This is a genomic window from Citrobacter sp. Awk 2, assembly GCF_028069815.1.
GTDB lineage: Bacteria > Pseudomonadota > Gammaproteobacteria > Enterobacterales > Enterobacteriaceae > Citrobacter.
In genome coordinates this window covers 1-13198 of the sequence record NZ_JANEWL010000046.1, presented here as the reverse complement: position 1 = coordinate 13198, position 13198 = coordinate 1, and the positions used below count along the sequence as shown (strand labels likewise).

The 13198-nt window shown below is 52.7% G+C and carries 14 protein-coding genes; 2 read left to right on the top strand and 12 right to left on the bottom strand.

From position 1 onward, the window contains the following. Positions 1 to 246 precede the first annotated feature (246 nt). The 10 genes from NNO02_RS12915 to pdxB all read right to left on the bottom strand — a co-directional run bounded on the left by NNO02_RS12915 (position 247) and on the right by pdxB (position 9922). Positions 247 to 816, bottom strand: coding sequence for a UbiX family flavin prenyltransferase (locus NNO02_RS12915; protein ID WP_271454960.1), 570 nt, complete (start codon positions 814 to 816; stop codon positions 247 to 249). 96 nt (positions 817 to 912) lie between these two features. Next, positions 913 to 2430 (bottom strand): amidophosphoribosyltransferase, encoded by a 1518-nt coding sequence (gene purF / locus NNO02_RS12910; RefSeq protein ID WP_137384176.1) that lies wholly within the window; start codon positions 2428 to 2430, stop codon positions 913 to 915. 33 nt (positions 2431 to 2463) lie between these two features. Continuing rightward, complete coding sequence (gene cvpA, locus NNO02_RS12905) at positions 2464 to 2952, bottom strand: colicin V production protein (RefSeq protein WP_005129678.1); 489 nt, start codon at positions 2950 to 2952, stop codon at positions 2464 to 2466. Positions 2953 to 3154: 202 nt separating this feature from the next. After that, entirely contained in the window at positions 3155 to 3817 is a 663-nt protein-coding gene (gene dedD / locus NNO02_RS12900; RefSeq protein ID WP_271440241.1) for a cell division protein DedD, read from the bottom strand. After that, positions 3807 to 5075: a bifunctional tetrahydrofolate synthase/dihydrofolate synthase gene (gene folC / locus NNO02_RS12895; protein ID WP_271454959.1), complete on the bottom strand. Its 1269-nt coding sequence runs from the start codon at positions 5073 to 5075 to the stop codon at positions 3807 to 3809. The genes dedD and folC overlap by 11 nt, the downstream gene beginning before the upstream one ends. A 69-nt stretch (positions 5076 to 5144) precedes the next feature. Beyond that, complete coding sequence (gene accD, locus NNO02_RS12890) at positions 5145 to 6059, bottom strand: acetyl-CoA carboxylase, carboxyltransferase subunit beta (protein ID WP_137384179.1); 915 nt, start codon at positions 6057 to 6059, stop codon at positions 5145 to 5147. Between the two features lie 149 nt (positions 6060 to 6208). Next, positions 6209 to 6868: a DedA family protein gene (locus NNO02_RS12885; protein ID WP_003028140.1), complete on the bottom strand. Its 660-nt coding sequence runs from the start codon at positions 6866 to 6868 to the stop codon at positions 6209 to 6211. A gap of 24 nt (positions 6869 to 6892) precedes the next feature. Beyond that, positions 6893 to 7705, bottom strand: coding sequence for a tRNA pseudouridine(38-40) synthase TruA (gene truA / locus NNO02_RS12880; RefSeq protein ID WP_271454958.1), 813 nt, complete (start codon positions 7703 to 7705; stop codon positions 6893 to 6895). Further along, the gene (locus tag NNO02_RS12875) at positions 7705 to 8718 is read right to left on the bottom strand and encodes an aspartate-semialdehyde dehydrogenase (protein WP_271440238.1); all 1014 of its coding nucleotides are present in this window, start codon (positions 8716 to 8718) and stop codon (positions 7705 to 7707) included. Before NNO02_RS12875 ends, truA begins: the two co-directional genes overlap by 1 nt. 67 nt (positions 8719 to 8785) lie before the next feature. Next, a complete protein-coding gene (pdxB, locus tag NNO02_RS12870; RefSeq protein WP_271454957.1) occupies positions 8786 to 9922 on the bottom strand; it encodes a 4-phosphoerythronate dehydrogenase PdxB in 1137 nt (378 codons plus the stop codon). Between the two features lie 108 nt (positions 9923 to 10030). Between pdxB and flk the strand changes: the two genes are divergently transcribed. Beyond that, complete coding sequence (flk, locus tag NNO02_RS12865) at positions 10031 to 11038, top strand: flagella biosynthesis regulator Flk (RefSeq protein WP_271454967.1); 1008 nt, start codon at positions 10031 to 10033, stop codon at positions 11036 to 11038. Here the strand turns inward: flk and NNO02_RS12860 are convergent. Together NNO02_RS12860 and NNO02_RS12855 are read right to left on the bottom strand one after the other, a co-directional pair. Further along, complete coding sequence (locus tag NNO02_RS12860) at positions 11035 to 12213, bottom strand: MFS transporter (protein WP_271440236.1); 1179 nt, start codon at positions 12211 to 12213, stop codon at positions 11035 to 11037. The genes flk and NNO02_RS12860 overlap by 4 nt on opposite strands. Before the next feature lie 179 nt (positions 12214 to 12392). Next, entirely contained in the window at positions 12393 to 12767 is a 375-nt protein-coding gene (locus tag NNO02_RS12855; RefSeq protein WP_271440255.1) for a hypothetical protein, read from the bottom strand. A gap of 171 nt (positions 12768 to 12938) precedes the next feature. Here NNO02_RS12855 and NNO02_RS12850 point away from each other — a divergent pair, with 171 nt between their 5' ends. Next, the gene (locus NNO02_RS12850) at positions 12939 to 13196 is read left to right on the top strand and encodes a helix-turn-helix domain-containing protein (RefSeq protein WP_271454956.1); all 258 of its coding nucleotides are present in this window, start codon (positions 12939 to 12941) and stop codon (positions 13194 to 13196) included. Positions 13197 to 13198: the final 2 nt, after the last annotated feature.

Sequence of the window (13198 nt, the reverse complement as noted above, 5' to 3'; positions counted from 1 at the left end):
GTGTTGTGTGTTTGCAGACTTTTTCATGCAGGTCTTATGCCATTTTCGCATCGATGAGGATATTCGACGTTAAATATGTTAATAAAACGTTGCAATATTGTCCTGATTTTGAAGATAGCAGGTCTGACGGTTGAACCGCAGCGTTTCGTTGCGTTTTAACGAATTAAATGTTGAGGATATGATCGCGGTTACAAAATTGCCCTGAAACAGGGCAACGGATGTTTCTTTGCACGCTGATGGAACGGCTTACGCCCCTTGCCAGCGAGTGAACAGGTCCTGCGGAAGAGTGATATCAAACTGATCAAGTACGCGATTAACCGTTTGATTAATCACATCATCAAGCGTCTGTGGCCGATGATAGAAGGCGGGAACGGGTGGCATAATCACCGCGCCAATTTCTGCCGCCTGAGTCATCAGACGCAAGTGCCCGAGATGCAGCGGAGTCTCACGTACACACAGCACCAGCGGACGGCGTTCTTTCAGCACCACATCTGCCGCACGGGTAAGCAGTCCATCGGTGTAGCTGTGAACGATGCCAGAAAGCGTTTTGATTGAACACGGCAGAATAACCATTCCGGCGGTCTGAAAAGAACCGGAGGAGATACTGGCGGCGATATCGCGCGTATCGTGATTCACATTCGCCAGGGCCTGCACGTCGCGTACAGAAAGGTCCGTTTCCAGCGCCAGCGTCTGTCGCGCCGCCTGACTCATCACCAGATGGGTTTCCACATCGGTAACGTCACGCAAAACCTGTAACAGCCGCACGCCATAAATTGCCCCGCTTGCGCCGGAAATACCAATGATGAGTCGTTTCATGTTTAATCGCCCTTGCTTGTTCAGGGCCGACTTTGCAGGAATTTACGGTGAGTTGCAAGCAAGGGTGCAGGTTGCCCCCTTGCTTACGAGCAAACGTTAACCTTCGTTGTGCATCTCAAGATTTTCCGCTTCGTTCTGGCGCAATACCGCTTTGGCATCGTCATTACGCAAAGAGTCCAGGAAATCGAGATACTGCTGGTCAACATCTTTAGTGACATAGACGCCATTAAACACGGAGCATTCAAACTGCTGAATATCCGGGTTCTCAGCACGCACAGCATCGATCAGATCGTTCAGATCCTGGAAGATGAGCCCATCCGCGCCAATGATTTGACGGATCTCGTCCACTTCACGACCATGAGCAATCAGCTCCGTCGCTGTTGGCATGTCAATGCCATAAACGTTCGGGAAGCGAATCTCCGGTGCGGCAGAGGCCAGATAAACCTTCTTCGCGCCAGCTTCACGCGCCATTTCGATAATCTGTTCTGAAGTCGTTCCACGCACGATGGAATCATCAACCAGCAGTACATTTTTATCACGGAACTCAGCGCGGTTGGCATTCAGCTTACGGCGCACGGATTTACGGCGCAGCTGCTGACCCGGCATGATAAAGGTACGCCCCACATAGCGGTTTTTCACAAACCCCTGACGATATGGCTTACCGAGGATCCGGGCAATTTCCAGCGCGATATCACAAGAGGTTTCAGGAATGGGGATCACCACGTCGATATCCAGGTCTTCCCACTCACGGGCAATTTTTTCGCCAAGCTTTGTTCCCATATTCACACGGGCGCTGTAGACGGAAATCTTGTCGATGAAGGAGTCAGGACGCGCGAAGTAAACATATTCAAACAGGCATGGGTTGCTGACCGGATTATCGGCACACTGGCGGGTAAACAACTGGCCTTTTTCGGTAATATACACCGCTTCACCAGGAGCAACATCACGCAGGAATTCAAAGCCCAGCGTATCCAGCGCCACGCTCTCAGACGCCACCATGTACTCGGTACGGCCATCGCCGATATCGCGTTTGCCCAGCACCAGCGGGCGGATACCATTCGGATCGCGAAACGCCACCATACCGTGACCGATAATCATCGCCACACAGGCATAGGCACCACGGATCTGACGGTTGGTCGCTGCAATCGCGGCAAAAATATTGTCGGCTTCCAGCGGATAATGGCGGAAGTTATCCAGCTCGCTGGCGAAAATATTCAGCAGAATTTCTGAATCAGAAGTGGTATTGATGTGACGGCGCTTTTCTTCGAACAGCTTTTTACGCAGCTCATGCGCGTTGGTCAGGTTGCCGTTGTGGGCAAGCGTGATGCCATACGGTGAGTTGACATAAAAAGGTTGAGCTTCGGAGGCGCTGGAGCTGCCAGCCGTTGGGTAACGCACATGACCGATGCCCATATTGCCCTGCAAACGCTGCATATGGCGCGCTTCAAAAATATCGCTCACCATTCCGTTTGCTTTACGCAAACGGAAGCAGTTATTGGCATCAATGGTGATGATGCCTGCGGCATCCTGACCACGGTGCTGGAGCACCGTTAACGCGTCATAAATCGACTGGTTTACCGGCATAACACCGGCGATACCGACAATACCGCACATACGTCTTTTCCTCGTTCAGCAACGACCCAAAGTTTATACTTTGGGCAAGAAACTTGACGAGCTTTGCAGATAGTCAAAGAACCATCTGATGATGAAACTGAACTGCGGGATCAGCTGCGACTTACTCCAGTCTTCACTTTTCGACAGACCGGTAAATGTATCGAGAAAGAACAGTATGGCGGCGACGATCAACGCCCCTCTCAGAGCACCGAAGCAGATCCCCAACACCCTGTCAGTACCCGACAGGCCTGTTTTCTCCACCAGCTGGCCTATCACAAAGTTAACGATAGCGCCGACGATAAGTGTCGCGATAAACAGTATCGCGATAGCAATCCCATTCCGAACCAGTTCGTCTTCAAAGCCCGTAAACCAGACAGACAGGTAAGTGTAGTAATGGCTGGCGACAAAGAAAGCACAACCCCAAGTCACCAACGATAATGCTTCACGTACAAAGCCACGGATCAGGCTAACCAGACAGGAAAAACCAATCACCGCGATAATGGCGTAATCAATCCAGACCATAAGTGTCCCACGATTTTACGCCCTGTCGTCCTGTTCGGGGCGCATTCTAACAGAAAAAGAAAACGTTTGCGTAGGGATTTCCTTTCCACGCGTAAATAAAAATGGCGCTGAAAAAATCTTCAACGCCATACGGTTTTATGCCTCTTCGGGCACTGCCGGATAGCGGTGTTAATACCGTATCCGACCGACATGAGACAGCCCCTTAATTAGGGGTATACCCCATCACAACCCCACTCAGGCCGGAGATTTTCTGCAGTTCCCCCAGCGAGTTTTTCAGCTTATCTCTGGACGCATCAGGCCCAACGAGAATTCGGGTTATTTTACCCTGTACCGGCGTTGACGGGGAAGTATATACCCGGAAGCCCGCACCACGTAACTTACCGACAATCTCATTGACCTTATCCGCATTTTTCAACGCACCAAGCTGCACAACGTAGGCTTTCCCGGTTGGTGCCGGCGCGTCTTCGACGACCGGTTTCGGTGCTGGTGCTGGAACGGGCGCCGGAGCAGCAGCAACAGGTTGCGGCTTCGGTTTAGGTTTTGGTGGCTCCACAGGCGCAGGGATAGGATCGAACTCTGCGTTGTTTGCTGCCGTCAAACGCGATGGATCCAACGACGGCGCGGCCGCATCACCGGCACGTACCTCTTCTGCGGCACCTTCCGGCGGTTGCGTTGGCAGTGCCTGCGTCGCCGCAGGCATCATGTCCGGTTCATCGCGATCGCCAGGTTTTGGTACCAGCGGGATCGCCGCAAACTCATCCTGATAATGTTTTTTCTGCCCGTCGAGCAGCCCGGGAAGCACAATCACCCCAAGCGCGACCAGCACAATCGTGCCAACTAATCGATTCTGAAACTTACTCGCCACCGCTTCTCCCCACGTCTAGTACTTCCATGACATGTGCGACAGTGTGAAACGATCCACACACCAACACGGTATCTTCTGGTTTTGCCGCGGCCAGGGCCGCAAGCCATGCCTGAGCCACGCTGTCATAGGCTTCGCCATTACCCAGATGCTCCAGCAGTTGTTCTGCCGATGCACCACGCGGGCCTTCCAGAGGCGCACAATACCAATCGTCAACCACGCTTTTCAACCAGGCTAACGTACCGGCAATGTCTTTATCATGTAGCATACCGATAACGGCAAGTACGCGCCCGCTTTTCACTAACTTTTTCAGACGTTCAGTCAAATATTCTGCCGCATGCGGATTATGAGCAACATCAAAAATCACCCGCGGTGACTCGCTCACAATCTGAAAACGCCCCGGTAAAATAGCCTGCTCGATACCTTCACGAATCGCCTGCTCGCTGACGTTAAGTCCGCTGGCTCTCAGTGCTGCCAGTGCAGTTGCGGCGTTAGGTTGCGGGACCTGCGGTAACGGCAGTTGCGTCAGCGTACCGTGGCTATCAGTGAATGACCAGTCGTTCTCTGTAACCGAATAGCGCCAGTCCACACCACGGCGCTGCAGTATCGCCCCTGTCTCTTGCGCCACATCCGCGATGGTATAGGGCATTTCCGGTTCACCGACAATAGCCGGTTTCTCTGCACGGAAGATACCCGCCTTCTCGCGGCCAATGCTTTCGCGATCGGGCCCCAGCCAGTCAGTATGGTCAAGCGCAATGCTGGTGACCACCGCGACATCGGCATCGACGATATTGGTTGCGTCAAGACGACCGCCTAAACCCACTTCCAGAATCACCACATCAAGCTGCGCCTGTTTAAACAGCCACAATGCTGACAGCGTGCCGTATTCAAAGTAGGTCAGGGAAATATCGCCGCGCGCCGCTTCAATCTCTGCAAACGAAGCGGTATGCGCAGATTCCGGCAACTCGCCCCCCTGCACGCGGACACGTTCTGTGTAGCGCACCAGGTGAGGAGAACTGTATACACCAACTTTATATCCGGCCGCGGTGAGCACGGACTCCAGCGTTCGGCAAGTCGTGCCTTTACCGTTGGTTCCCGCGACGGTAAAAACAAACGGCGCAGGTTTTAATACGCCCAGTTTTTGCGCCACCAGACTCACGCGTTCAAGACCTAAATCGATGGTTTTACTGTGCAGGTTTTCCAGATAAGAAAGCCACGAGGCCAGGGGCGACGTGGCTTGGGGAATACGTTTATTGTCCATGATGCCTGTAGATTCGTTACGTTGAGAAAAGCAAAAGGGCAGCGCCTGTGGCCCTGCCCTTTTCAGTTATCAGGCCTCTGATTCCTGATCGGGTACCGGAGGTACCACCTCACCTTCACGTGGTTCATCCGGATTCGGCGCGGGCAGATTCATCAGCTTCGCCAGAACACTTGCCAGTTTCAGACGCATTTCCGGGCGGCGTACGATCATATCGATAGCGCCTTTTTCAATCAGGAATTCACTACGCTGGAATCCCGGTGGCAGTTTCTCACGTACTGTCTGCTCGATAACACGCGGACCTGCAAAGCCGATCAGCGCTTTCGGCTCAGCAATGTTGAGATCGCCCAGCATCGCGAAGCTTGCAGAAACACCGCCCATGGTAGGGTCAGTCAGTACGGAAATGTACGGTAAACCGCGTTCCTGCATTTTTGCCAGCGCCGCAGATGTTTTTGCCATCTGCATCAGTGACATCAGCGCTTCCTGCATACGCGCTCCGCCAGACGCGGAGAAACAGATCAGCGGGCAGTTGTCTTCCAGCGCCTGTTCAACCGCACGGACGAAACGCGCGCCGACGACAGAGCCCATGGAGCCGCCCATAAAAGCGAACTCGAATGCGGCTGCAACGACCGGCATGCCGTGAAGCGTACCTTTCATTACCACCAGCGCGTCTTTCTCACCGGTTTCTTTTTGCGCAGAAGCCAGTCTGTCTTTGTATTTTTTGGAATCACGAAACTTCAGCACATCTTTCGGCTCAAGCTCGCTTCCCAGTTCCACAAGAGAACCTTCATCTAACAGGCTATGCAGGCGATTACGCGCCGACATGCGCATGTGATGGTCACACTTCGGACAGACCTCAAGATTACGTTCCAGCTCAGCACGGTATAAAACCTGACCGCAGCTATCACACTTGGTCCACACCCCTTCAGGAATGCTTGCCTTGCGGGTGGGAGTAATGTTGCTTTTAATTCGTTCAATCCAGCTCATTGGTGACCTTTCTGCCTGAACCCTAGTCAGCTTTGTTATAAGGGGCGCATAATGCCATTTTTACCCCAAACAGACCATGAATGTTGCACATTAAAACATAACAGCCCGAAACTTTGGATAAAAAAGTGGTCGAACCGCTGAGTTACTTTCTATTTTGCAGCACGTGACGCAGCGCGCTTGTGGCGAATAACTTCAATTACGCCAGGCAATACCGAGAGGACGATAATCGCCACAATCAGTAATTTCAGGTTTTCCTGAACAATCGGCAGATCGCCAAACAAGTAGCCTGCATAGGTGAACAGCAATACCCACAGCAACGCGCCAACAACGTTATACATCGCAAAATGACGGTAGGACATGTGTCCCATACCCGCAACAAACGGTGCAAATGTACGCACAATAGGAACGAAACGTGCCAAAATAATTGTTTTGCCGCCATGACGCTCATAGAACGCATGGGTTTTATCCAGATAGCTGCGGCGGAAAATTTTGGAATTTGGGTTGCTGAACAGCTTCTCGCCAAACAACCGCCCGATGGTGTAGTTCACCGCATCGCCCACAATGGCCGCCACTATCATTAACGCCACCATCAGATGGACATTAAGATCGTTCGTTGGCAGTGCAGAAAGTGCACCGGCGACAAACAGCAGCGAATCTCCTGGCAGGAACGGCGTGACCACCAGTCCCGTTTCACAGAACAGAATCAAAAACAGAATAGCGTATACCCAGATACCGTATTCCGCGACCAGCTCCGCCAGGTGCACATCAATGTGCAGGATAAAATCGATGAGAAAGTAAATCAGATCCATAATTATGCCTTTATACGACTCAAATTAGTCCGCCAGAAATAGCGGGCCCATTGGCGGTTTTGGCAGATCAAATCGGTCAGGGTAATCCACCGCGACCAGATACAGACCTTCCGCCTTCGCCGTTGCTGCTGCTAACGTTCTGTCCTTTGCTGCTAACAGTTCTGCAATCCAGCTCTCCGGCTGGTTGTGGGCGCCTACTTCCATCAGGCTGCCGACAATATTCCTGACCATATGATGTACAAAGGCATTCGCTTTAATATCCACCACCACATAAGTGCCGAAACGCGTAACGTTTATATGCATCACATTACGCCACGGCGTGCGTGACTGACACTGCACTGCCCGAAACGAGGTAAAATCATTCTCGCCAATCAGGCACTGAGCCGCACGATGCATACGCTCAGCATCCAGCGGCTCATAGTAATGTGTCACGCCTTTACCCAAAACGGCGGGGCGCAACCGATGATTGTAGATGATGTAGCGATAACGGCGAGCCGTCGCGCTAAATCGGGCATGAAAATCATCCGGTACAGCTTTCACCCAGCGCACGGCAATGTCACCAGGTAAATTCGCATTTACCCCCAGCGTCCACGCCGCATCTTTACGTTGCGCGGTGGTTTCAAAATGCACCACCTGTCCCGTACCATGAACACCTGCATCCGTGCGGCCCGCACAAAATACAGTGATGCGTTCATTAGCAACCTGAGAGAGCGCTTTTTCCAGTTTTTCCTGAACGCTGCGCACTTCATTCTGGCGCTGCCAGCCATAATACTTGCTGCCGTCATACTCAATGCCCAGCGCAATTTTATGCGTTGACGGCTGTTGCAGGTCAGACATTAGTACAGGTACTCCTGCACCAGTTTTTCCGCAATTTTTACTGCCATCAATGCACCGCCAAAGCGCACGTTATCCGCCACGGACCAGAACTGAACCTGCTCCGGCATACCATAGTCGTTATGTACGCAACCAATTGACAGGTGCGGTGTACCAGATGCATCGCCAACCTGGGTCGGGAAATCGGTCTCTTCTGACAGAACAATATCTTCACCACGAGTAAAGGCATCACGCGCCTCTTCTGCGGCCAGCGGGCGCAGCGCTTCAAAATTCACCATCTGCGCATGACCGTAGAACACCGGTGACTGCACGATGCTGGCTGAAATCAACAGACCATCATCTTGCATAATTTTACGGACTTCATCGACGATACGACGTTCTTCGCGCACACTGCCTTCGCGATCGGGCAACAGCGGCAGCATATTGAACGCCAGTTGGCGACCAAAGAAGTCATCCTCGTCAATCGGGATCCCGTTGAGCAATTTCGCACTCTGTCCGGCCAACGCATCTACCGCTTTTTTACCGTGGGCAGAAGCCGAGATAATGTTGGTTACCGTAATCCGTGAAAGACCACCGTCATCGATCAGCGGTTTCAGCGCAGAAAGCAGTTGACTGGTCAGGCTGTTTGGCACCGCGATAACGTTGCGATTGCGGTAGTCTGCCAGTACAAATGGGTTAACGTCCGGGACGACCAGCGGAACGTCAGGTTCAAGCGCAAACAGGCCACTGCTGTCAATCACCAGACAACCGGCATTGGTTGCTTCTTCCACCCATGCCGCAGTGGCTTCAACTCCCGCAACAAAAAATGCCAGCTGTGCCTGGGTCCAGTCAAAGTCAGCGACATCCTGAACAATGACCGATTTACCGTTAAAACGCAGGTGTTCACCGGCACTTTCATTACGTGCCAGCGCATAGATTTCACCGACCGGGAACTGGCGTTCAGCCAGTGTATCGAGCAGGGCTTCGCCTACGGCGCCCGTTGCGCCCAGAATGGCAATATTCCAGCCTTCAGACATGGTGATTTACTCCAGAAATACATAAGCGTCCCTGTCGTATTATTCGACAGGGAGCATTAAGAAGACATTAATGTGCCGGATGATGAACGGCGTTAAAACCCAGCTTACACAACAGGGCTGCGGCAGCAGCGTCGTCACACATTACGTATAAAGACGACCACTCGCGACGTTCAAGATAATTCTTGCGCAGTTTATCAAATTCACCCGGAATTCCAGCGACTTTGCGCAGTGGCGCATCGTCGCGGCGCACATCATACACTAAATGAACCAGCCTTTTCAGTGTTGGCTGATCTAACGGACCATGCAAGGTAATACGGCCAAATTCCGGTGCGGGCAACAGCGTATTCAATGCAACGTGCTGCTCACGGCCAATAAATTTGCTATAGGCCTCAAAGACCTGCGTTGTCCCACGCGCTTTCCCTTCCAGGGTATAGCCGGCAATGTGTGCCGTACCAATGTCCGCTTTCTCCAGCAGCGCCACATTCAGATCCGGCTCGCCTTCCCAGACATCCAGCACGACGCTCAGCGACTGCCCGGCGTTGAGTCGGTTCAGTAAGGCGGAATTATCCACGACCGGTCCGCGGCAGGCATTAATCAGAATGGTTCCGGGCTTCAGGCGGCTAATCAGCGCCTCATCGGCCAGATGCAGCGTTTTGTACGGACCGTCTTTAAACAACGGCGTGTGGAAGGTCAACACATCTGCTTGTTCAACCAGTTCTTCCAGTGCGCGGAAATCGCCTTCGTCGCCCCGATCGGCACGCGGTGGATCGCACAGCAAGGTGCGGATCCCTAATGCTTCCAGTCGCGCCTGTAAACGCCCTCCCACATTACCTACACCAACAATACCGACCGTACGGTCACGTAACGTAAAACCGTCGCGCTCAGCCAGCATCAGCAGTGCAGAGAAGACATATTCCACTACCGCAATCGCATTACAGCCGGGAGCAGCAGAAAAACCAATGCCTGACTGCGCAAGCCAGGTATCATCCACATGATCAGTGCCTGCCGTTGCCGTACCGACAAACTTTACCGGTTTTCCACTGAGTAGCGATGCGTTTACTTTCGTCACCGAGCGCACCATTAAGGCATCCGCATCATCCAGTTCTGCGACGGGAATCGGGCGACCGGGAACCGCTTTGACCTCCCCCAAACGACTGAACAGTTCGCGGGCATAGGGCATATTTTCATCAACGAGGATTTTCACGTCTTTCTCACCTGTTTGAGAACGAGAGTTAACCGGGCAAGTGTGCCATAATCTCGCCGCCAGGCATACTGCGAGACCTGGTTAGCACAGATTTAAGGAACAGAGATGATGCAGCCCATTTCAGGTATGCCCGCACGCCCTCCCGGTGAAGGCCAAAACCCTCCTTCCGTTGCCGGTGAACAGCCACTGTCCACGCAGCAGCGTACCGTGCTGGAACGATTGATTACCCGTTTGATTTCGCTTACCCAACAGCAAAGCGCTGAGGTGTGGGCTGGAATGAAGCACGATTTGGGCGTTAAAAGCGATTCGCCGCTGCAGTCACGTCACTTCCCTGCCGCTGAGCAAAACCTGAATCAGCGTCTGGGGGTTGCTCAGCAGAATCATGCTAACCGTCAGGTTCTGTCGCAGCTCACTGAATTATTGAGCCAGGGAAATACCCGCCAGGCGGTGAGTGATTTTATCCGTCAGCAGTACGGGCAAACGGCGCTCAGCCAGCTCACGCCTGAGCAGTTGAAGAACGTTCTCACCTTGTTGCAACAAGGGCAGCTTTCAATTCCGCAGCCGCAGCAGCGGCCGGCAACCGATCGCCCTTTATTACCCGCCGAGCACAATACGCTGAATCAGTTGGTCACTAAGCTGGCTGCCGCCACGGGAGAGTCGGGGAAAATGATCTGGCAGTCCATGCTGGAACTGTCTGGTGTAAAAAGCGGCGAGCTTATCCCGGCAAAACAGTTCACCCATTTGGTGACATGGCTGCAGGCGCGCCAGACCCTCAGCCTGCAAAATGCGCCGACGCTGCAAACGCTGCAGGCGGCGCTAAAACAGCCGCTGGAACCAAATGAGCTAACAACCATAAAAGAGTATGCGCAGCAAACGTACCAGATCCAGCCGCAAACGATCCTGACAGCGGTACAAGTGCAGGACTTGCTGAATCAAATTTTCCTGCGCCGCGTGGAGCGTGATCGGGAGCAGGAATTAAACGATCCGCGTCATCTTCAACCCATTTTCAGCCCGTTCGCGCCGGTGATTGAAACGGTAAAAACACTGTCGGCACGACCAGGGCTGATGTTTGTCGCCTTGCTGGTAGCATTAGCCCTGTTCTGGTTGCTTGCTTAACCTTTTCGCAGAGTCAGCAGCGTCACGAAAATGCCCACTACAGCGGAAATCGCCCCGGCAAGGAATACCGAGGAGTAGCCGTACGCAGTGGCCAGAACCCCGGCGACAGGACCGCTTATGCCGTAGGAGATATCCTGAAATGCGGCGTAACCGCCGAGAGCCGTACCACGAACCTGGGCAGGCACTCGCTTCACGACCTCCACGCCCAGCGCCGGGAAGATCAGCGAACACCCAGCACCGGTTAATGCGGCTCCCAGCAGCGCAATCCAGGCAGATGGAGCCTGCCACAGTAAAATCAGACCCGCCGTTTCAACCAGCAAAGAGACAACCGCGACCTTCACCCCGCCAAACCTGTCTGGCATCCAGCCAAACAGAATACGCATCAGCACAAACGCGCTACCAAACGCAGTCAGGGTAAACCCTGCCATCGTCCAGCCATTGCTGACAAAGTAGAGCGAAATAAAAGTACCGATTACCGCAAAACCAACGCCCTGCAGCGCCAGGCCCAGACCCGGTTTCCAGATAAGCCCCACCACGCTCCACAAGGAAGGACGCTCTCCTGCATGGGCAGGGACTTTACGGACGGTACCGTTGAACGCCCATGCCAACAGCGGTAATACCATCGTGGTACCTGCCAACGCCGCGAAGCCAAAATGGCTGTGGATCAGCAGCCCCAGCGGTGCACCGGCCGCCAGCGCGCCGTAAATCGCCATTCCGTTCCACGACATCACCTTACCGGAGCGTGTTGGCCCGACCAGCCCAAGCCCCCAGGTCAGCGTTCCGGTGAGCAGTTGGCTTTCACCAAAACCGAGAATTAAACGTCCGACAATCAACAACGCAAACTTCACCGGAACGGAAACGGGCAAAAGCGCCGCTAGCAACCACGCTGCACCCGCCAGCGCACAGGCAAACATCCCCTGCAGCGCCGAGCGCTTGGCGCCATACTGATCGGCTAACCTACCGGCATAACCACGTGTTAATACCGTTGCCAGAAACTGGATGCCCACGGCGATACCGACCATGGTATTGCCATAGCCCAGTTCCTGGTGCACAAACAGAGGAATAACGGGCAAAGGTAAACCGACCGTCATATAGGTCAGGAAAACCGCAAAAGCGATACGAAACAGCGAAAAATTCGCCGAAGGTGTTTTTTCTTGTTGGGTTACAGCTGTCATGCGTTACTCCAAAATGCAGAGTAAGGCGAGGAATGTCCACGCCCCCTCTACCTGACTATCAGGATTAAGGTGCGTTGGATAACGTTAAACGCTTACGCATTATCAAGAGGATAATGTTGAAGCTGGAGTCTGCCTGCGAGTGACCCTGGCTGTCAACTATGAAAGCATAGCCGTGCGTGTCAAAGCGGTGATTTCTCTACGAACAAAAAGGGAAATACCGCATCAATGCCTTTCGCTCTGAACCGCCCGGTTACCTGTTCACGCTGCTGCGGCGTCAGGAGCAGGAACATCATATCCCAAATCTCTTTGGGTCCTGCTTCCTGCACGATGTTGCGATCTGGTGCTTCTGTTTTCTCATTTTCATTCAGATACGAGCGTACATACAGTGGGAACACAGAAATATGAAATTCCTCGGCCTTAGATTTCGCACGCTTGCGCTTAACGCCCTCTTTCCCTTCACTGTAAGTATTTAAGCGCAGGCGAACAGCGGGTGCGCTTCCTGGAAACCCCGGTAATTCAAGACACTCTTTTACCGTGAACCACTCTTTTACCATCAGTTTCTTTCCTTTCTGCTGATGAAATAAAAATATTTTTTCTTTTTCGCGAAATTTCAAATTAATTCTGGCAATATTCCCACGATAAAAAGAAAGTAACGTTCTTTTGTCTTTCTAATTTATAACCTGAAAAATATCGGTGCCGATAACACATCTTCTTAGGATTACAGAATGGAACAAAAAAGCCAAGACTGGCATCGTGCAGATATTAAAAGTGCACTGGAAAAAAGAGGTATTACACTCAGAGAATTGTCACGTTCGGCGGGTTTATCTCCTGACTCGCTGCGTAATGTATTTACCCGCAGTTGGCCGCGAGCAGAACAGATCATCGCACAGGCGCTGGAAACCACGCCGGACGTAATTTGGCCGTCACGCTATCTCACGGAATCAGCAAAAAAAGTCGTCACAAAGAATAACCATCAATTATAAAT

Coding starts and splice junctions, on each gene's coding strand:
- NNO02_RS12915 (WP_271454960.1), bottom strand. CDS start 816: ATGAAACGACTCATCATTGGTATTTCCGGCGCAAGCGGGGCAATTTAT.
- purF (WP_137384176.1), bottom strand. CDS start 2,430: ATGTGCGGTATTGTCGGTATCGCCGGTGTTATGCCGGTAAACCAGTCG.
- cvpA (WP_005129678.1), bottom strand. CDS start 2,952: ATGGTCTGGATTGATTACGCCATTATCGCGGTGATTGGTTTTTCCTGT.
- folC (WP_271454959.1), bottom strand. CDS start 5,075: ATGGACAATAAACGTATTCCCCAAGCCACGTCGCCCCTGGCCTCGTGG.
- accD (WP_137384179.1), bottom strand. CDS start 6,059: ATGAGCTGGATTGAACGAATTAAAAGCAACATTACTCCCACCCGCAAG.
- NNO02_RS12885 (WP_003028140.1), bottom strand. CDS start 6,868: ATGGATCTGATTTACTTTCTCATCGATTTTATCCTGCACATTGATGTG.
- truA (WP_271454958.1), bottom strand. CDS start 7,705: ATGTCTGACCTGCAACAGCCGTCAACGCATAAAATTGCGCTGGGCATT.
- NNO02_RS12875 (WP_271440238.1), bottom strand. CDS start 8,718: ATGTCTGAAGGCTGGAATATTGCCATTCTGGGCGCAACGGGCGCCGTA.
- flk (WP_271454967.1), top strand. CDS start 10,031: ATGCAGCCCATTTCAGGTATGCCCGCACGCCCTCCCGGTGAAGGCCAA.
- NNO02_RS12860 (WP_271440236.1), bottom strand. CDS start 12,213: ATGACAGCTGTAACCCAACAAGAAAAAACACCTTCGGCGAATTTTTCG.
- NNO02_RS12855 (WP_271440255.1), bottom strand. CDS start 12,767: ATGGTAAAAGAGTGGTTCACGGTAAAAGAGTGTCTTGAATTACCGGGG.
- NNO02_RS12850 (WP_271454956.1), top strand. CDS start 12,939: ATGGAACAAAAAAGCCAAGACTGGCATCGTGCAGATATTAAAAGTGCA.